This window comes from Oceanobacter sp. 1_MG-2023 (genome assembly GCF_030689025.1).
Lineage (GTDB): Bacteria > Pseudomonadota > Gammaproteobacteria > Pseudomonadales > Oceanobacteraceae > Oceanobacter.
Window position 1 is genome coordinate 13,946 of sequence record NZ_JAUYWA010000029.1, and the last position, 19,811, is coordinate 33,756.

General features: G+C 48.3%; 15 protein-coding genes. 11 read left to right on the forward strand and 4 right to left on the reverse strand.

All coding sequences use genetic code 11. The features are described 5' to 3' along the window. Nucleotides 1–79 precede the first annotated feature (79 nt). Nucleotides 80–2,521 carry a glycosyltransferase family 2 protein gene (locus Q8W22_RS14960; RefSeq protein ID WP_305452880.1) on the forward strand — a complete coding sequence of 814 codons (2,442 nt, stop codon included), beginning with the start codon at nt 80–82 and terminating at the stop codon, nt 2,519–2,521. Between the two features lie 572 nt (nt 2,522–3,093). Here Q8W22_RS14960 and Q8W22_RS14965 read toward each other — a convergent pair. Next, nucleotides 3,094–3,795, reverse strand: a complete 702-nt coding sequence (locus Q8W22_RS14965; RefSeq protein ID WP_305452881.1) for a uracil-DNA glycosylase family protein — start codon at nt 3,793–3,795, stop codon at nt 3,094–3,096. 185 nt (nt 3,796–3,980) lie between these two features. On the opposite strand from Q8W22_RS14965, the gene aspS reads away from it, so the two are divergent. From aspS to Q8W22_RS14990, 5 genes are all read left to right on the forward strand, one after another. Then, nucleotides 3,981–5,765 (forward strand): aspartate--tRNA ligase, encoded by a 1,785-nt coding sequence (gene aspS / locus Q8W22_RS14970; protein ID WP_303434411.1) that lies wholly within the window; start codon nt 3,981–3,983, stop codon nt 5,763–5,765. Nucleotides 5,766–5,982: 217 nt separating this feature from the next. After that, nucleotides 5,983–7,365 carry a DUF1566 domain-containing protein gene (locus Q8W22_RS14975; protein WP_305452882.1) on the forward strand — a complete coding sequence of 461 codons (1,383 nt, stop codon included), beginning with the start codon at nt 5,983–5,985 and terminating at the stop codon, nt 7,363–7,365. Beyond that, nucleotides 7,358–7,891: a DUF1566 domain-containing protein gene (locus Q8W22_RS14980; protein ID WP_303434413.1), complete on the forward strand. Its 534-nt coding sequence runs from the start codon at nt 7,358–7,360 to the stop codon at nt 7,889–7,891. Before Q8W22_RS14975 ends, Q8W22_RS14980 begins: the two co-directional genes overlap by 8 nt. An 85-nt stretch (nt 7,892–7,976) precedes the next feature. Beyond that, the gene (locus tag Q8W22_RS14985; RefSeq protein WP_305452883.1) at nt 7,977–9,725 is read left to right on the forward strand and encodes a DUF1566 domain-containing protein; all 1,749 of its coding nucleotides are present in this window, start codon (nt 7,977–7,979) and stop codon (nt 9,723–9,725) included. Nucleotides 9,726–9,782: 57 nt separating this feature from the next. Continuing rightward, nucleotides 9,783–10,256 carry a DUF1566 domain-containing protein gene (locus tag Q8W22_RS14990; RefSeq protein WP_305452884.1) on the forward strand — a complete coding sequence of 158 codons (474 nt, stop codon included), beginning with the start codon at nt 9,783–9,785 and terminating at the stop codon, nt 10,254–10,256. A gap of 152 nt (nt 10,257–10,408) precedes the next feature. On the opposite strand, the gene acnB is transcribed toward Q8W22_RS14990, so the two are convergent. Next, on the reverse strand, nt 10,409–13,012 hold the full coding sequence (gene acnB / locus Q8W22_RS14995) for a bifunctional aconitate hydratase 2/2-methylisocitrate dehydratase (RefSeq protein ID WP_305413153.1): 2,604 nt from the start codon (nt 13,010–13,012) through the stop codon (nt 10,409–10,411). A gap of 344 nt (nt 13,013–13,356) precedes the next feature. Here acnB and pdxB point away from each other — a divergent pair, with 344 nt between their 5' ends. Beyond that, on the forward strand, nt 13,357–14,499 hold the full coding sequence (gene pdxB / locus Q8W22_RS15000) for a 4-phosphoerythronate dehydrogenase PdxB (protein ID WP_305452885.1): 1,143 nt from the start codon (nt 13,357–13,359) through the stop codon (nt 14,497–14,499). Nucleotides 14,500–14,523: 24 nt separating this feature from the next. On the opposite strand, the gene Q8W22_RS15005 is transcribed toward pdxB, so the two are convergent. Continuing rightward, entirely contained in the window at nt 14,524–14,946 is a 423-nt protein-coding gene (locus Q8W22_RS15005) for a hypothetical protein (RefSeq protein WP_305452886.1), read from the reverse strand. A gap of 29 nt (nt 14,947–14,975) precedes the next feature. After that, nucleotides 14,976–16,193, reverse strand: coding sequence for a pyridoxal phosphate-dependent aminotransferase (locus Q8W22_RS15010; RefSeq protein ID WP_303434419.1), 1,218 nt, complete (start codon nt 16,191–16,193; stop codon nt 14,976–14,978). Between the two features lie 272 nt (nt 16,194–16,465). Between Q8W22_RS15010 and msrB the strand changes: the two genes are divergently transcribed. The 4 genes from msrB to Q8W22_RS15030 all read left to right on the forward strand — a co-directional run bounded on the left by msrB (nt 16,466) and on the right by Q8W22_RS15030 (nt 19,808). Then, nucleotides 16,466–16,906, forward strand: coding sequence for a peptide-methionine (R)-S-oxide reductase MsrB (gene msrB / locus Q8W22_RS15015; protein WP_303434420.1), 441 nt, complete (start codon nt 16,466–16,468; stop codon nt 16,904–16,906). Nucleotides 16,907–17,121: 215 nt separating this feature from the next. Further along, nucleotides 17,122–17,865 carry an ABC transporter permease gene (locus tag Q8W22_RS15020; RefSeq protein WP_305452887.1) on the forward strand — a complete coding sequence of 248 codons (744 nt, stop codon included), beginning with the start codon at nt 17,122–17,124 and terminating at the stop codon, nt 17,863–17,865. Further along, a complete protein-coding gene (locus tag Q8W22_RS15025) occupies nt 17,862–18,521 on the forward strand; it encodes an ABC transporter ATP-binding protein (RefSeq protein WP_303434422.1) in 660 nt (219 codons plus the stop codon). The genes Q8W22_RS15020 and Q8W22_RS15025 overlap by 4 nt, the downstream gene beginning before the upstream one ends. Before the next feature lie 21 nt (nt 18,522–18,542). Continuing rightward, nucleotides 18,543–19,808 carry a lipopolysaccharide biosynthesis protein gene (locus tag Q8W22_RS15030; RefSeq protein ID WP_305452888.1) on the forward strand — a complete coding sequence of 422 codons (1,266 nt, stop codon included), beginning with the start codon at nt 18,543–18,545 and terminating at the stop codon, nt 19,806–19,808. Nucleotides 19,809–19,811: the final 3 nt, after the last annotated feature.

Sequence of the window (19,811 nt, forward strand, 5' to 3'; positions counted from 1 at the left end):
ATTGCAAAATTTTGGACCCTCAAAAAGAGAAATTTCAATGGGATTGGGTATAAGAGTCACGCTTAAAAGAATATTAGGAATGGAATCTAATATTAGCCAAAAAAAAGTAGTCGAATGCAGTGATGCTGCAGAAGTGCCTGGTCAGGAAAAAGTAGTTGAATCTGGTGGCGATGTAGAAGTGCCAGATCAGGCAAAAGTTGTCGAATCTGGTGGTGCTGAAGAAGTGCCAGATCAGGAAAAAGTTGTCGAATACAGTAGTGCTGAAGAAGTGCCAGATCAGGCAAAAGTTGTCGAATCCAGTAGTGCTGCAGAAGTGCCAGATCAGGAAAAAGTTGTCGAATCTGGTGGTGCTGCAGAAGTGCCAGACCAGGAAAAAGTTGTCGAATCAAGTGATGTTATAAGGATATCCACGTTGCCTAATGAAATAACTGCTTATTATAATGTTATAAAAGAATCAGGTTTGCTTGAGGAAGATTATTATATTTCAGCTTATGGTGATTGCGCCCCTTATGAAGATGCTGTTCTTCATTACCTGATGGAAGGGGCAAGTAAATACTATAATCCATCCCAATACTTTTCAACAACATATTATTTGGCTAGTAATGCTGATGTTAAAAATAGTGGTGTTAACCCTTTGTATCACTATATATGTTATGGAGAAAAAGAAGGAAGGGCGCCCAATGCCTTTTTTTCCCCTAGTGCTTACCTTAGATTGAATCCGGATTTGGAAAGTTTTGGTCAAACACTGCTGCGCCATTATCATCTTTACGGGCGTAAGGAAGGACGATTCTACTCAGACTCTGTCAGTGTTTCTAAAAAGGCCGCAAGTCCATATGATGAATGGATAAACAAACATGAGTCAGAGCCTTTTCAATATATTGTTAAAGAACAGCGATCTTTTGCTATCCAGCCGCTCATTTCAATTGTAGTGCCTGTATATAATCCGGATAGAGAGTTTTTGGCGGCCTGTATTGAGTCTGTTATGGCTCAGTCTTATGAGAACTGGGAGCTGTGTTTGGCAGATGATCAATCTACCAAGCCACATGTACGAGAAGTACTGGAAAGCTATCAAACAATAGATTCTCGTATCAAGGTAGTATTTCGCGAAAAAAATGGTCATATATCTGCAGCCAGTAATAGTGCTCTTGAAGTAGCAACTGGCGAATGGACAGCTCTTTTGGATCACGATGATTTACTACAACAGCATGCGTTATTTTATGTCGTAAAAGCTTTGAATGATAATGAGAATGTATCTTTTGTCTACAGTGATGAAGACAAGGTTGATGAAGCTGGTAATCGTATTGACCCTCATTTTAAATCCGATTGGAATCCGGATTTACTCTATGGTCAAAACTACGTGTCCCACCTGGGTGTATATCAAACGGATATAATTAAGCGGATTGGTGGTTTTCGAGTTGGCTATGAAGGTAGCCAGGATTACGATTTGTTATTGCGGTATTCTCGAGAGATTGACCAAAAGAATATTGTACATATTCCACGAGTCCTTTATCACTGGCGTATACTGGAAGGCTCTACGGCTATGGGCTCTGATGAAAAGCCCTACACTACCGATGCAGGAATAAAAGCACTGGAGGATCACTTTGCCGCATTGGGTAAAAATGTGAAGGTTGAAAAAGGTAAGTATGCCAACCTTTATAAGATAAGCTGGCCGTCAGTAGATGAAAATGGCAAGGAACCTTTGGTCTCATTGATTATACCGACCCACAATGGTCGAGATATTACTCAGCAAGCCATTGATTCCATTCTGGAAAAAAGTACTTATCAAAACTTCGAAATTTTATTGGTAGACAATAACTCAAACGATCCAGAGGCTCTGGCTTATTTTGATGAAGTTGGTCAGCATCCAAAAGTGACTCTGCTGAAATACCCTTATCCTTTTAACTACTCGGCGATCAATAACTTTGCAGCCAAAAAAGCAAAAGGCAGTATCATAGGGCTTATTAACAATGACGTAGAGGTTATTACGCCAGATTGGTTAACGGAAATGGTTTCTCATGCCCAACGGGAAGACATCGGTTGTGTGGGTGCCATGTTGTATTATCATAATGACACGATTCAGCATGCCGGTGTCATTATAGGCTTGGGAGGGGTAGCAGGGCACTCCCATAAACACTTCCCTAGAAATCACGCAGGTTATTTCCGCCGTTTGCAATCAGTGCAAAATTTGACTGCGGTTACTGCTGCCTGTTTGCTTATTCGCAAGAGTGTGTTTGATGAAGTGAATGGTCTCAATGAAAAAGATCTGACCGTTGCTTTTAATGATGTGGACTTTTGTTTGAAAGTGAACAAAGCCGGTTACCGAAACCTTTGGACACCGTATGCTGAGTTGTATCACTACGAGTCTATTAGCCGTGGTGAAGAAGATAATCCAGAAAAACTTGAACGTTTTAGAAAAGAAATTGATTATATGAGAACAACCTGGGAAACAGACGGGTACTTTGATAGATACTACAATCCTCACTTGACCATAGGGCGTGAAGATTTCTCTATAGGTGATTAATCCGGGATTTTGACGGTATTGAAAAATAAAGGGAATAAAGAGCTGACAAAGTGAGGTTGACAGGTGTTTACCGCTCAGTCGGCTATGGGGAGTTCCATGTTTATATGCTTCGCCCTTTACTTATCAGTGATGAGCAGCAGCGCGTGAGGTCTTTTACACTTGGCATTCTCTCCGCCGGGATGGCTGGTGAGCGGCTGTCAGTATTATCAGCAGGTTCGCTAGCCCTATGATGGTAGGCGTTACACTGATTTAGTGTAACGGGTAACCCAACATTGATTGCCACCGTATCTCTGGTTGAAAAGATCAGGGTTTTCCAATGTGTATGCATGTTTTTTGCTGAGCGCTGAGAGACATTGTGTAACACTTTTGGAAGCCTGTTCTGGTTGTGTGTTGTCCAGATTTTGCTGGATGGCTATGGCTACGATGGGTTACTGGTTTTGATATGGGTATGAGTATATCTATATATAACCAAAGTGTAATGTAGTGCTGCCGTGTTGTGGTGTCAAGTATTTCCAGTGTGGAACGAGTGTGCAGACAGCAGAGTAGATTGGGCACAGCCGAGGTGGATTCTGTCAGAAAAGTAAGGTGTCCAGCTGCCGTCTTAATGTCGGGATCGTCTGGGCTTCGAACCAGGGGTTCTTGCTGAGCCAGTGTCGGTTTCTGGGTGATGGGTGGGGCAGCACAAAAAATGGCTCGGGCACATCCTGACAATGCTTGACTCGCTCTGTCAGGGTTTTGTATTGGCGCAGAAAAGCTTTCGGCAAGTAGTAGTTCTGGGCGTATTGGCCAATCAATAATATCAGTTGCAATTCGGGCATGCGTGCAAGCAGATCTGCATGCCAGCGGGGTGCGCACTCCGCTCTGGGCGGTAAGTCACCACTTTTGCCTTTGCCGGGGTAGCACAAGCCCATCGGCACGATGGCAATCTTCTCCTCGTTATAAAATTGCTCCGGCGTCAGCTGTAACCATTCACGTAAGCGTTTGCCGCTGGCATCATCCCAGGGAATACCGCTGACTTGCACCTTGCTGCCCGGTGCCTGGCCGATGATCAGCAGGCGGGCGCTGGCGCTGATTTGAATTATTGGTCGTGGTGGGCAGGGCAGATGTGCGGCACAGAGCTGGCATTGCCGGACTTGCTGCAGCAAGTCCGGCAGGCTCTGTACTGACAGTGGGGCTGATGGTTCCGGGGTTAATGTCTGGTCGGTACTCATACGTTCCTGTGGATTCTGTCGCGCTGGCGATGTCGGTGTCTGCGTGTTGCTGTGGGTTGTCATATCAATTTCTCCGCAAGATTCCTGCTTGAAGTTGTCTGCCCCGGAGCCGGAGTATTTTGCACCGGGTACTCGGGTAGGAGTGTCGATAGGGCTGAATTCCGTTATAATGCCTGCCTTTTAAAATTTGTACGTCGTTGATTCGATATGTCAGCGCCGTGACACTCACACGTTAGCAGGACCATACGATGCGCACTCACTATTGTGGTGATATCAACGAAACCTTGATCGATCAAACCGTTACTTTCTGTGGCTGGGTTCACCGTCGCCGTGACCATGGTGGCGTTATCTTCCTGGATGTTCGCGACCGTGAAGGTCTGGTTCAGGTGGTTTTTGACCCGGATACCGTTGACGCTTTTAATACCGCTGATAGCGTGCGTTCTGAATATGTTTTGCAAATCACCGGCCGCGTTCGTGGTCGTCCGGAAGGTACCACCAATGCCAATATGAAAACGGGCATGATTGAGGTACTGGGTAAAGAGGTTGTGGTACTGAACAAGGCCCTGACGCCGCCATTTCCTCTGGATGGTTACACCGATGTGGGCGAAGATATCCGCCTGAAATACCGTTATATGGATATGCGCCGCCCGGAGATGCAAGACAAGCTGCGTTTCCGTTCCAAGGTGACATCGGCAGTGCGTCGTTACCTCGATGATACCGGCTTCCTGGATATCGAAACCCCGATTCTGACTCGCGCCACTCCTGAAGGCGCTCGTGATTACCTGGTGCCGAGCCGGACTCATGAAGGCTCTTTCTTTGCCTTGCCGCAGTCGCCACAGCTGTTCAAGCAGCTGCTGATGGTATCTGGCTTCGACCGTTATTATCAGATCGCCAAGTGTTTCCGTGATGAAGACTTGCGCGCTGACCGTCAGCCTGAATTTACCCAGATTGATATCGAAGCCTCGTTTATAAACGAAGACACCATCATGGATCTGACCCAGGACATGATCAAAGGCATCTTCCAGCAGGAGCTGGGCGTTGACCTGGGTGATTTTCCTCGCATGCCGTACGCTGAAGCAATGAACAAGTACGGTTCCGACAAGCCGGATATGCGTATTCCGATGGAGATTGTCGATGTTGCAGAATTCCTGCAAGACATCGAATTCAAGGTCTTTGCCGCTCCGGCGAAAGATCCGCATGGCCGTGTTGCCGCGTTAAAAGTTACTGGTGGTGCCGAGCTGAGCCGTAAGCAGATTGACGAATACACCAAGTTTGTCAGCATCTACGGTGCCAAGGGTCTGGCGTGGATCAAGGTCAACGATATCGAGAAAGGCGTTGAAGGCCTGCAGTCTCCGATCATCAAGTTTATCGGTAATGATAATACGATGAAAATCATGGAGAAAATCGAAGCGCAAAATGGCGATATCGTTTTCTTCGGTGCCGATAAAACCAAGGTGGTTAACGAAGCACTGGGTGCGCTGCGCTGCAAATTGGGTGAAGACCTGAACATGTACACCAGCGAGTGGGCGGCATTGTGGGTGGTCGATTTCCCGATGTTTGAAGCTAATGACGACGGTTCGATTTCAGCTCTGCACCACCCGTTTACCGCCCCAAGCTGTTCCGCTGAAGAACTGGAAGCCAAGCCTCTGGAAGCTCTGTCCCGTGCCTACGATATGGTTCTGAACGGCTGTGAGCTGGGTGGTGGGTCGATTCGTATCCATGACCAAGCCATGCAGGAAGCGGTGTTCCGTGCCTTGGGAATCAGCGAAGAAGAGCAGCAGGAAAAATTTGGCTTCCTGCTGGATGCACTGAAATTTGGTTGCCCGCCGCACGGTGGTTTGGCCTTTGGTCTGGATCGTTTGATCATGCTGATGACCGGTGCCAGCTCGATTCGTGAAGTCATTGCCTTTCCGAAAACCCAGTCAGCGGCCTGTGTGATGACCAAGGCACCGGGTGAAGTGAGTAATACTCAGCTGCGCGATTTGCACATCCGCTTGCGTGACAAGCCCAAGGCAGAGCCTGCGGCGGAATAAGCCAGCCTGGTTGCTGCGTTTGTGATTGCTGCTTTGTGATGAAGAACGGGAGCCTGCTTGTGAATGCAGGCTCCCGTTTTTGTATGTCATGCTGACACGACGACGTATCGGCTGGTGATGGCTGGCAGTATATTTATGTCGGCTATCGCTTGTCTGGTCGAATTCTGCTTTATTGTCGCTATAATTTGATTATTCATCGACACTTCAGGTGTGAACTTTGTTATTGCGTGCCCTTTGCCTGTCTGGCTGCTTATATATTCTTTCCGGTTGCGCTTCTTCCAGTGACGACACAAATATTGCCCCTTCTGTTACGGTAACGTCTGAGCTCTCGGTAGCGGGTGGCGAAAGTGTAACCCTGACTGTGGTGGCCAGTGACTCCGATGGCACTATTGAGTCCTATCTCTGGGAGCAAGTCTCGGGTGACGATGTCGAGCTGGAAGGAGAAACCACCGATACGCTTGAATTTGATGCCCCTGCAGGGCTGAGCGGTTATGAGCTGGAGTTCCGCATCACGGTAACGGACAACGAAGGAGGCAGCTCCAGTGTAACCGTAACAGTGACCGTGGCTGAGGGGATTGAGTCCCCCGATAATTTTCTGGTGCGTTCTCCCGTGGATTCTGCTGGCGTTGTGTTTGGCTGGGATGCCATCAGTTTGTCGGATGATGCCGATGGCGAGATAAGCTACTCCCTGTATTACGCTCAGGAGACTTTTCAGAATCTCAGTGATCTGGATGACTATGATGAGCTGGACGGTACCGGGGTCGAGACGGATATCACGGATACCAGCTATCAGATGGACCTCTCGAACGGTGAGCAATACTATTTTTTGCTGACGGCTTCCTATGTCAGTGACACGCTGGCAGTAGAAAGCCAGCCCACGGCGGAGGTGGCGCGAGTTATTGGCAAGGATTTTTCGGCCACGGATGAATTGAATGATACCAGTGTCACTGAATGTGTGGACACCGAAGGGGAGTGGGCCAGCTGTCCGGTTGATGACCGGCCAGGGCAGGATGCCGAATATGGCCGCACTGCAGAGGAAGAAGCCGGTAGCCTGACCAAAACCGGTACTGGTCTGGGAGGGTTTGACTGGACTTTGCTGGATGAGGATGGCAGTGAGCTGTCTCCGGGCAGTGAGCTGGCGGAATGTATTCGTGACAATGTCACTGGCATGACCATAGAGCTGAAAAGTTCGACCACGAATTTGCGTGATCCGGTCCATCAGTTCAGCTGGTACCAGGACGATGACACACTGAATGGCGGTTATGCCGGGCTGGAAGACGGCCCTGAATGTGTTTCCGGTGTGTGCAATACCAGTGCTTATGCGGCTGCTCTGAATCTCCAGACTCTCTGTGGTGCAAGTGACTGGCGTTTGCCGGTGGTCGCAGAATTACGCTCGGTTGCCGATATTGCCGGTGCTTGCCTGGATGATGGTGGCGGCTGCAAGCTGGCTCTGGATTATTACTATTGGACTGCCACCACACGCGCTGATTCCCCGGATCAGGCCTGGATGGTCAATTTGTACGGTAAGGCTGACACCTCTTACGACAAGCAGGCCAGTGCCCGTGTGATTATGGTGAGTGATGGTACTTCAGATGAATAAATATTGGCTGAAGCGGTTGTCGCTGTCGTTGTGCCTTGGCTCGGGAACCCTGTTCAGCGCTCTGGTGACTGCTGAACAACAATGTCTTGATACCGTAGCGGCTAGCATCAGTGACGATCGTTTTGAAATACAGCAGGATGGCTCGGTTTATGACGCTACTTACGGTTTGTTGTGGTTTAGCTGTCTTTATGGCCAGACCTGGGATGACGGCGAGTGCTCCGGTACAGCCACCGGTTTGACACTGACGGAAGCTTACCTTTATGCAGATGAGGCGGTTCTGGCGGGTTATGACAGTTGGCGGCTCCCCAATATCAATGAGTTGCAAAGTCTGGTGGAGTGGCAGTGTGTCAGTCCGGCGATCGATACCGATTATTTCCCGGAAATCACCAGTGGCTATTTCTGGAGTGCTTCGGCCAGAAACAACAGCAGTGACCAGCCAACAACCTTGATGGTGGATTTTTATAATGGTCGTGTACGGGATACCTTGTATCTTAATGGCTACCTGATTCTGGTGAGGGATATGTGATGGCCTCTAATCTATATGTGATACCCAAGAAGACCCTTCTGACAGACAGGCGGCTGAAATGATGAATGCTAGTACCGGAGTCGGCATGGTGAAATATATCCTGATCTTGATGCTGGTGGGGGTTATGGCCGGCTGTGGTTCACAGAGCGGCCCGGAATCGACCAGTGATAGTGATGACAGTTCGGAAACCGATACTGACACTGATGACGACGATGACACTGATGATGAGGACAGTGACAGCGATAATATTGCGCCTGTTGCCAATGCTGGCAGCGACCAGTCCAGTTATGAGGGGGCTACGGTTTCCTTGCCTGGCTCGGGTATCGATGAAGACGGCACTGTGGTCTTGTATGAATGGGCTCAACTCAGTGGTACTGATGCCGAGATAGTGAACCCGAATTCAGCGAATACGTCAGTGGTGCTGCCGGATTTGACGGTGGCCGAAGACATGATTTTCAGTCTGACGGTGACGGATGATGACGGTGCCAGTGATACCGATACCATGACCCTGAGTGTCGCGGTTGAATATGATGAAACGGGCAACCTGGAACCAACGGTAGACGCTGGCAAGGACCAGGAGGTCAATGTTGGAGAAACCGTTTATCTGGAAGGGGAGGCGTCTGACCAGGACGGTAATATTGTCTCTTATGAGTGGATTCAGTCGACCGGAACCGATATTACGCTATCCGATGAAACAGATCCGGAGGCCACTTTTGTGGCCCCTGATGTCACCGAAGACAGTATTGTGACTCTGGTATTGAAAGTCACCGATGAGCAGGGGGCGGTGTCTTCCGACGAGGTACTGATTACCATATTTCCGGATCTGGCTGCGCCGGATAATCTGGCGGCTGAGTCGGATGAAGACGGCATTACCCTGACTTGGGATGAGGTGGATTCGGCGGAGTCCTATAATGTTTATTATGCCCGGGAGACTATTCCGTCGGATGATATCGCCAATTACAGCAGTTATCTGGGTGGTACGCTGGAGATGGATATTACGACCACCAGCTTTTTGCTGGAGTCGGACAATGATTTATTGACCTATTATTTTCGGGTCACCGCCGCCCGGGATGATTATGAAAGCAGTGCCAGTGACGAGGTCATTGCATCCACCACGATCGCGGTGACGGTGGGGGCAACCGGAAACCGTAATGATACCGGTCTGACGACCTGCTATGAAGAATCTGAAGCCGGTACTTCTTGCCCGATTGATGATTTCCCTCAGCAGGATGGCGACGAAGGCCGGGATGCGGATGATGACCTGGTCAAAACCGGATATGGCGATGCGGGCTTTGATTTTCTGAAAATCGACAGTGAAGGCAACGCTGTTGGAGAAAGTGTCGAGGACTGGCGCTGTGTTTTTGATGTCAATACCGGATTGTTGTGGGAATCCAAGCTGGAAGACGAATATGTTGCGCAAAGTGTTGATGAGCGCTTCACCTGGTACAGTACGGATAACAGCCTGGTGAGTGGCACTCTGGGCGAGGAAGGAGATACCAGTGCGTGTTATATCGACATGAATTGTAATACCCAGAACTATATTGCCTATATAAACGATCTGGAATTATGTGGCTATTCCAATTGGCGTTTGCCAACGGTGGATGAGCTGGTGACTATTGTTCATCATGGTGAAACCTCGCCAACGATTGATACTGACCTGTTCCCTAATACCCGTTATGTATCAAAACAAGGCTACTGGACGTCGGATATCAACTATGACGGCGTCAAGGCCTGGGTGGTTGATTTCTCGGATGGTGATGTCACATTGACGTCGATGGAAAGTTCCTCGGTCGGAATTTATCGATCGATTCGTCTGGTCGTTGGAGAGGAATAGCTTGTGCGATTAAATATAGGGTGTCTTGCTATAGCTGCGCTGTTGTCTTCAGTGGCAGTGGCTGATTCTGATAATGAGTGTCTGTCTTTGGGAGATTTGACGGATAACGATGATGGCACAGTGACCGACGCCGACGCCGGGTTGATGTGGTCCATGTGTCCTTTGAACATGACCTGGACGGACGGCGATTGTGTTGGTGAGGATGAAGACGAACAGGGTTACCTCAGCTGGTCATTGGCGTTGAATTACGCCTCCGAGCTGGTTCTGGGGGACTATAGCGACTGGCGTTTGCCTAACATCAATGAACTCAGAACGCTGGTGGAGCGTAACTGTTCGAGCTTTGCAATCAATGATGCGGTTATCTGGATCGATACGGACAATTATGTGGTGAAGTACTGGTCATCGACCACCTATGTCTCATCACCGGATACGGCCCGGGTGGTTGACTTCCAGAGTGGCGGTGAAGAAGCGGTATCGAAAGGGGAGTATGACTACACCGCGGTCGCTCGTGCGGTGCGGGATATTGATTAACCCTGCGCGGTCAGGATTGCTCCGTTACCCTTGAGGGGCCAGTGGGCAAGCAATAAAAAACCCCGATGCTGAAGTCAGTATCGGGGTTTTTTATTTGCCTGTGATTTTTATCGAGTCAACAGCACCGGCAAAGGCCGGTGCTGTTGGCGGGATTACTTGTCAGAAGCGATAACAGCGGTGGCTGCTTTTTTGGTGTACTCGTCCATCTTGTCGAAGTTCAGGTACTTGTAGATATCAGCCGACATGCTGTTCAGCTTGTTGGCGTATTCCATGTACTCTTCGGTGGTTGGCAGTTTGCCCAGAATCGCACCAACGGAAGCCAGTTCCGCTGAGGTCAGGTAGACGTTGGCGCCATCACCCAGACGGTTCGGGAAGTTACGGGTAGAGGTAGACAGTACGGTGGTGCCAGCTTGAACCCGTGCCTGGTTACCCATACACAGAGAACACCCTGGCATTTCAGTACGAACACCGGAAGTACCGTAGATGTTGAAGTAGCCTTCTTCCATCAACTGGGCTTCATCCATCTTGGTCGGTGGAGACATCCAGAAGCGAGTGGCCAAACCCCCTTTGTGCTGGGACAGCAGTTTACCAGCGGCACGGAAGTGACCGATGTTGGTCATACAAGAACCAACGAATACTTCGTCGACTTTGACGCCAGCAACGTCAGACAATGTTTTGGCATCATCCGGATCGTTCGGGCAGCAAACGATAGGCTCTTTGATTTCGTCAAGGTTGATTTCAACGATGTGAGCGTATTCGGCATCTGCGTCTGCGCGCATCAGTTTTGGATCTGCCAGCCATGCTTCCATGGCTTGGGCACGACGTTCCAGAGTGCGTGGATCGCCATAACCTTCAGAAATCATCCAGCGCAACATAACGATGTTGGATTTCAGGTATTCAGCAACGGACTCTTCAGACAGGGTTACAGTACAACCTGCAGCGGAGCGTTCAGCAGAGGCGTCGGACAGCTCAAATGCCTGTTCAACGGTCAGCTGATCCAGACCTTCGATTTCCAGTACGCGACCAGAGAATTCGTTGATCTTGCCTTTCTTCTCAACCGTCAGGATGCCTTGCTTGATACCGTACAGCGGAATGGCGTGTACCAGATCACGCAGGGTAATGCCTGGTTGCATGGTGCCGCTGAAACGAACCAGGATGGACTCAGGCATATCCAGAGGCATCACACCGGTTGCTGCGGCGAAAGCCACCAGACCGGAACCGGCAGGGAAAGAGATACCCATTGGGAAACGGGTGTGTGAGTCACCACCGGTACCAACGGTATCTGGCAGCAACATACGGTTCAGCCAGGAGTGGATGATACCGTCGCCAGGACGCAGTGAAACGCCACCACGGGTCATGATGAAGTCAGGCAGGCTGTGCTGCATGGCAACGTCAATCGGTTTTGGATAGGCCGCTGTGTGACAGAAGGATTGCATTACCAGGTCGGCAGAGAAACCAAGACAAGCCAGATCTTTCAGTTCATCACGGGTCATTGGACCGGTAGTGTCCTGAGAACCGACAGTAGTCATTTTGGGTTCGCAGTAAGTGCCTGGGCGTACACCCTGGCCTTCTTCCAGACCACAGGCTTTACCAACCATTTTCTGGGCCAGAGAGAAGCCTTTGCCGGAATCGACAGGATCAACTGGCAGACGGAACAGGTCAGTCGCGCCCAAACCCAGTGCTTCGCGTGCTTTGGTAGTCAGACCACGACCAATGATCAGTGGAATACGGCCACCGGCCTGAACTTCATCCAGAATAACATCTGACTTGAATTTGAATTCAGAGATGACTTCTCCGGCTTCGTTCAGGATTTTGCCTTCGTATGGACGGATATCAATCACGTCGCCCATGTTCATATTGTCAACAGGTGCTTCGAAGACCAGCGCGCCGGCATCTTCCATGGTGTTGAAGAAGATAGGTGCTACTTTGGAACCGATACACACACCACCACCGCGTTTGTTGGGAACGCCAGGCAGGTCATCACCAAAGAACCACAGTACGGAGTTGGTGGCGGATTTACGGGAAGAACCAGTACCCACAACGTCACCAACAAAAGCAACTGGCAGGCCTTTGGCCTTGATTTCCTCGATTTGGCTCATTGGGCCGGTGACGCCGTGTTCTTCAGGTGTCAAACCGTCGCGAGTCATTTTATAGGCTGCGCGCGCATGCAGAGGAATATCAGGGCGGGACCATGCATCTGGAGCTGGAGACAGGTCATCGGTGTTGGTTTCGCCAGTGACCTTGAATACGGTCATCTTGATGCTTTCGGCGACTTTATCTTTTTGGGTGAACCATTCGGCGTTGGCCCAGGATTCCATAATGGATTTGGCAACGGCGTTGCCAGCGTCCATTTTGTCTTTGACGTCGTTAAAGGCATCAAACATCAGCAGGGTGGATTTCAGCTCTTTTCCGGCCAGTTCAGCCAGGTCAGCGTCGTCCAGCAGTTCCACCAGAGTGGCGATGTTGTAACCGCCTTGCATCATGCCAAGTAATTGGACGGCCTTCTCTTTGGAAACCAGAGGAGAGGTCGCATCACCTTTGGCAATGGCGCTCAGGAAACCGGCTTTAACATAAGCGGCTTCATCAACACCGGGTGGAATGCGGTTTTCCAGCAGATCAACCAGAGTTTCTTCTTCGCCAGCAGGTGGCGATTTCAGCAGGTCGACCAGAGCGGCGGTCTGTTCAGCATCCAGCGCTTTGGGTGGGATGCCTTGCTCTGCTCTCTCAGCAACGTGAGCACGATAAGCTTCTAACACGGTGTTTTCCTCATCTCTATGAATCTTCAGATTCACCCGGGTTCCCCTTGTGAGGGTGCCGGCAACCTTCAGATTGTGTTGTTCCATTGGGAATTCAGGGGCGGCAGTATACTCGATTACAGCCTTTCGGTTAAGGAATCCAATAGTCGTAATTGCTTTTGATGTCAGGGTTCTTACCGATAACGATTATTCACCGGGGAAATGGGCTGCGCCGGGATGATTGTTATTCGCAATACACTCCGGTGAGACTGCCAGCTTGTTCTTTGGTCGGACCCGGTGACCATTGTAATGACGGGTGTGGCTTGACAGAATGTTTGTCTGTACCTCAATTGGATAATACCCTTGTGCGAATAGCCGCTGACGAAAACATCCCTCTTGTCGATTCTTTTTTTTCTGAATTTGGTGAGATTCGGCGCCTTGATGGCCGCAACCTGACATCAGACCAATTACTGGATATCGATATTTTGCTGGTACGGTCGGTGACCCGGGTCAACAAAGCCTTGTTGGCAGGGACTTCGGTCAAATTTGTTGGTACCGCCACCATTGGTACAGATCATGTTGATCTTGATTATTTACAGCAGGAAAACATCGGTTTTGCCAGTGCGCCTGGCTGTAATGCACAAGCGGTAGTGGATTATGTCTTGAGTGCTATCAGTGTGCTGGTGGATGTGCGTGGCATCGTCTTTGCCGATCTTTCAGTGGGCATTATTGGTGTTGGTAATGTTGGCTTGTGCCTGCGCCGACGACTTGAGGAAATGGGTGTCACCGTGGTTGCAACCGATCCATTCAAGGAGGCAGCCGACGTCGGGCCACTGTCGTCACTGGAGGAAGTATTGCAGGCTGACATTGTCAGCTTGCATACGCCGTTGGTCCGCGATGGCGAATTTCCTACTTATCACCTGATTGGGGCTGAACAGCTGGATCAGATGAAGCCGGATGCCTGTCTGATCAACAGTAGTCGGGGGGCAGTAGTTAACAATACGGAACTATTGGCACACCTCCGGGCGCATGGTGATTTTGAAGCGATTCTGGATGTGTGGGAAAAAGAGCCCGATCTGGATATTGCCTTGATGCATCGGTGCATGTTGGCGACACCGCATATTGCTGGTTATTCCCTGGATGGAAAAATGCGTGGTACGGAAATGATCTATCAGGCTGTATGTGATTTTCTCGGGTTGCCAATACGGCGCAAGCTGGCACAGTTTTTACCAGAACCGGGTATTCGGCGCGTCAATTTTTCTGATCAGGTGCCGTTAAACCAGGCGTTACGGACTGCCATTCGTGCATCCTATGAAATACGGGTTGACGACGGCAAAATGCGCTCGGCCATGTCGCGGGCGGAGAATGTAAAGCAGACGTTTGATCGCTTGCGCCGGGATTATCCGTTGCGTCGTGATATACCTACCATGAAGGTTGGCGTGCCAGCCAAGTGTGTTGATTTGCAGCAACTGCTGGCATCAGCCGGGTTTGCCGTCCGGACCAAATAACACCACAGGGTGGCTATTGCTGGATCAGGGAGTGATCAGGTTGGTCTGAATGATCTGGCTGATCCAGGTCGTGTCATTCTGCAAGCGAGCAAATTCCAATACTTGTATCACCGGTGTTGGTGTTTCTGCTGTTGTATTGTCAGCGCTTGGAGAGGTGCTTTTGGATGGGGACAGCAGTCGCATCAGCGCCTTGCTGGTCAAGACAAAGTCATCGATGGATTCTTGCCGATCCTGGCCGCTGAAACGTATGTAGCCTTCCTCTTTTAACCAGCTCAAAGTGCCCATGGCCGACAGATGGCGATTGCTGTGCAGGCCAAAATCGTCCATCTGGTCCGGCCCGGAAATATCCTCAACAAAGAGGGTATGGGGCCGGGGGAAATGCTTGAAGCCTATCAGCAGGATGGTTGCGCAGTCCTTGAAAAAATCGTCGATATGAACGTCAAGCATGGCCGATTCCAATGGGTCAAATAATGATTTCAGACAGGGGTATAACCCCGGAAAAATTGATCAATCCGGCTCATTGCCAGTGACAGATCCTCTGGTCTTGGTAAAAATACCACACGAAAATGATCGGGCGACTTCCAGTTAAAGGCAGTGCCATGCACGACCAGGATTTTTTGCTGTTCCAGCAAGTCCAGCACCATGCGCTCATCATCCAGAATGTTGAATCTATCCTTATCTACTTTGGGAAAGCAATACAAGGCTCCTTTGGGTTTGACGCAGCTGACCCCGGGAATATTATTGAGCGTTTCCCAGGCAATGTCCCGTTGTTGGCAAATCCGGCCGCCCTTTGCTACGAGGTCGTCGATACTTTGATAACCTCCCAGCGCAGTCTGGATTGCGTACATGGCAGGTACATTGGCGCATAGCCTCATTGAAGCCAGCATTTCCAAGCCTTCGATATAATCTCTGGCTTTGTGTCTGGCACCACTGATAATCATCCAGCCGGAACGAAAACCCGCCAGGCGGTAGTTTTTGGATAAACCGTTAAACGTGATAATCAACAAGTCATCCGCCAGGGAGGCTGTTGACGTGTGAGTGACGCCATCGAAAAGGATTTTGTCGTAGATTTCATCTGAAAATACGATCAGCCCATGCTCTCTGGCGATCTCCAGCATACCCAGCAGCAACTCGGTCGGGTACACCGCCCCCGTTGGATTGTTGGGGTTGATCAGCACCATGGCGCGGGTACGGTCTGTGATTTTGGCACGTATGTCGTCGAGATCGGGATACCACTCCGATTGCTCGTCACAGATGTAATGGACGGCCCGTCCTCCGGCGAGGGCAACTGCACCCGTCCATAACGGGTAATCCGGAGCGGGAACCAGCACTTCATCACCGTTGTTCAACAAGCCTTGCATTGAGGCGACAATCAGCTCACTGACGCCATTACCAACGATAATGTCTTCCAAACCAACGTTAGCAATGTTTTTCTGCTGGGCGTATTGCATGATGGCTTTGCGAGCAGAAAAAAGTCCCTTGGAGTCGGCGTAACCCTCGGAATCAGGCAGGTTATGAATAACATCCTGGATGATTTCTTCGGGGGCATCGAGACCAAACGGTTTAGGGTTGCCTATATTTAACTTGAGGATGCGGTGACCTTCTTCTTCCATCCGTTTGGCGGCCTGAAGAACCGGGCCTCTGAGGTCGTAAAAAACATTGGCTAGCTTGTTGGACTTGCGAACTTCCTGCATTAAAGGGGGCCTGTGTATGAATCGGGTTCTGTAGGTGTATAGAAGCTACAGTGCAACCGAATAAAAAGTAGGGAATCAGCCGATGTCGTCGTGTAACGCCTGATCGGCAGGGCAGAAATGATACTCCCGAGATCGTAAAGCTTAAAGTCCCTGAGAGGGGATGGTTGCTGTAATGGCAATGGATCGACCAGAAATCTGGAAGGATGATATTGTCTGCCGGAAAGGTAAGGTTTGATGTCACCTGTGGCGTAACAAGTAAGAGGAAATGAGCGATGACCAGCAAGACCGATAACACCCAAAAAGAGCGAAGCGGCCGCAGAGTAGAGCGCAGCGCAGAGGAATGGCGAGCTTTACTTGATCCTCATACCTACTTTGTCACTCGGGAAGCTGGAACCGAGCGGCCTTTTACTGGCCAGTACTATAAAACAGAAGACCTGGGGGTGTACTGTTGCACTTGTTGTGGTGAGCCGTTATTTGTGTCCGATACCAAGTTCGATGCCGGGTGCGGCTGGCCCAGCTTTTATCAGGAGCTGGACGGTGCTGTGGACAAGCGTACCGACCGATCTCATGGTATGGTGCGAACGGAAGTGCTTTGTGCAACCTGTGATGCACATCTCGGGCATGTGTTTGATGATGGCCCAGCCCCCACCGGACTGAGGTTCTGTATAAACTCAGCTTCTCTTGTATTCCATACTGTGAATCAGGCTACCTAATTGTAGTAATTGATATTACTTGACACTTTTTGGCAGGAAATTTTTGTGTATACTCAGCGACAATTATTTTCAAAGCGGATACTGATTATGGTTTGTAAATTGAAAGAATTTGTGCTTTGAAACCTGCTTGATGCCAAGAGATCCAATAAAGGTTGAAAAAATCTGTGATTGAACGCCGACCAACACGATCATCGTTGCAGATTATGAGAGATACGGTGTACGCGCTTTTTATCCGGGAATTACGTACTCGTTTCGGTGGAAGTCGTTTGGGTTATTTCTGGGCCATTGCTGAGCCGGCAGGGCAGGCGGCTGTGTTGACGACTATCTTTTCTCTAATGGGGCGTACCAGTCTGTCAGGCGTAGAGATTCCGGTTTTAATGCTTGTAGGTCTGGTTCCTTTTAAATTGTTCACCAAACTTATTTCTCAATTAAGTAATGCCGTTCTGTCCAATAAAGGCCTTATGGCATACCGGCAAGTCGAGCCTATTGACCCAATTATTACACGCTTACTTATCGAGTTGGCGACGATGGCAATTGTTTTTGTAACACTCATGTTTTCAATGTACTGGTTTTTGGGGTACAAGGTTACACCCGTATCTCTCCCTGGGGTTTTGCTGGCAATATTTTTATTGATGGCCCTGGCGGTCGGAATTGCTCTTATTTTATGTGTTTTATTTGAATATTTTCCAGATATGTCTAAAGTTGTAGGCGTTATAATGACACCAATGATGATTGTTTCTGGTGTGTTTTTTAGTGCCTCTATGGTCCCGACTCAATACTGGGGGTTACTTGACTGGAATCCAGCATTTCATTGTCTTGAATTGATTCGAGAATCTTATTTTTATGGATATGATCCTGGATTCTCCTCATTGGAATTTGTTGTGAAAGTTGTAATTATTGCTGATTTTATTGGGATGCTTCTTTTTGTTTCTTATAGAACGAAGTTGGTTTCATCATGATAAGGCTTGAAAATATATCAAAATGGTATCCAACAAAGTCTGGACGTCATTATATTTTCAAAAATATTGATTTCCAAATACCAATGGATAAGAATATTGGTGTTCTTGGCAGGAATGGCGCAGGTAAATCCACATTTATTAGAATGCTGGGTGGGTCTGAGTATCCAAGTTCTGGAAATATTATCTCTGATTTAAGGATTTCATGGCCTCTTGGTCTTCAGGGGGGGATTCAAGGTAGCATGACTGGTAGAGAAAACGCTCGTTTTGTTGCCCGTATTCATGGTATTAAAAATACCTGTCAAATGGAAGCCAAGGTAGAGGAGTTTGCTGAAATTGGATCATACTTTGATGAGCCAATGAAAAGTTATTCGTCTGGTATGCGATCTCGGGTCTTGTTGGGAATAACTATAGCTTTAGATTTTGATTTTGATGTACTCCTGATTGATGAAATAACCGCAGTTGGGGATGCGAAATTTAAAAATAAAGCAGCGACTTTGCTTAAAAAACGATTTGCTTCAACTCGTATTGTTATGGTTAATCATTCTATTAGCCAGCTTAAGAACTTTTGTAGTGCCGGGTTGGTTATACATAATGGTGGGCTTAAATATTTTGAAAATATTGATGATGCAATTAGTTATTATGGAAATGCTTCATAATGAGGTGGGTGGATTGCTATTATGAAGCAAAATAGAACACATAAACAAAATCAGTATGAGCGTGCCAAGCTGATCCGGGAACGTTTTGTACACCCAGAATTTAATGTTTTTAAAGACCCTGCCGATGATGAAAAAGTGCGTGAGGATAATGTTAAGGCAGATGTGATCAAAGAAGATGCAAACAAGAAAAATGCAAGCAATTGGATGGGGGTATTCTTTAAAAAGAATATGTTTTTTATTGCATTCTTTGTTTTGTATTCCTTGATTGCGATATATTACTTGGCCTTTTCTTCTCCAAGGTTTATTTCAGAATCTCAATTCGTGGTTAAAGAATCGGGTTCTCAATCCAGTGTGAGTGGTCTGTCAATTTTTGCTGGATTTGGTTCAGGTACCAATGACGCACTGCTTGTCAAAGCCTATATTAGCTCAAGAAATTTGGCTCTGAAACTGGATTCAGAAGTGGGCTTGAGAGCTCACTACCAGAATGAAAATATAGATTTTTTCAGTAAACTGCCAATCGATTCTACGATAGAGCAATATTATGAGTATTATAAGAAACATATTCTCATCTCCCATGACGAAGTGTCGGGTATATTAACGGTTGAAGTTCAGGCTTTTGATCCGGAATATGCGAAATTGGTTGCCGATAAAATAATTGATCTCAGTGAAGTGTTTATCAATAATATTGGCGATAAAATGTTCAAAGAACAAGTTGAGTATGCCAGAGAAGAGGTTGTTCGCGCTCATGGTCTGCTATCTGAATGGCAGACAAAGCTGATTGTTTTTCAGGAAACTAATAAACTGTTGAGTCCTCAAGAGGAAGGTGGGGGTATCGTAACTGGTATAAACGAGCTTCAAATCTCGATTATCAAACAGAAGGCCAAGCTTAAAGAGCTTCAGGCTGTTATGCATGATAATACAACCGAGGTATTGGCACAGAAAAATCTTCTTTCAGCTTTGAATCGTCAGTTAGAAGAGGAGAAAAAGAAAGTGACTGATTCAGATAATAATGGCTTGAATCGCCTTACTGTTGAGTATCAGGAGCTTTCGATGTCGGTAGAAATGACATCTGATTTATATCGCTCGGCGCTAGTCAGTCTGGATTCTGTCAGGAGTCAGGCTGTTCAAAAATTAAAGCATCTGCTTATTGTAGAAAATCCTAGTGTGACGGATGAGCCGAAATATCCTAATAAGCTTCATAAGTTGGTGACATGGTTACTTATTCTAATATTAATATTTGGTCTGATTTCTCTTTTGGTGGCTATTATCAGGGAGCATAAGGAATAAATG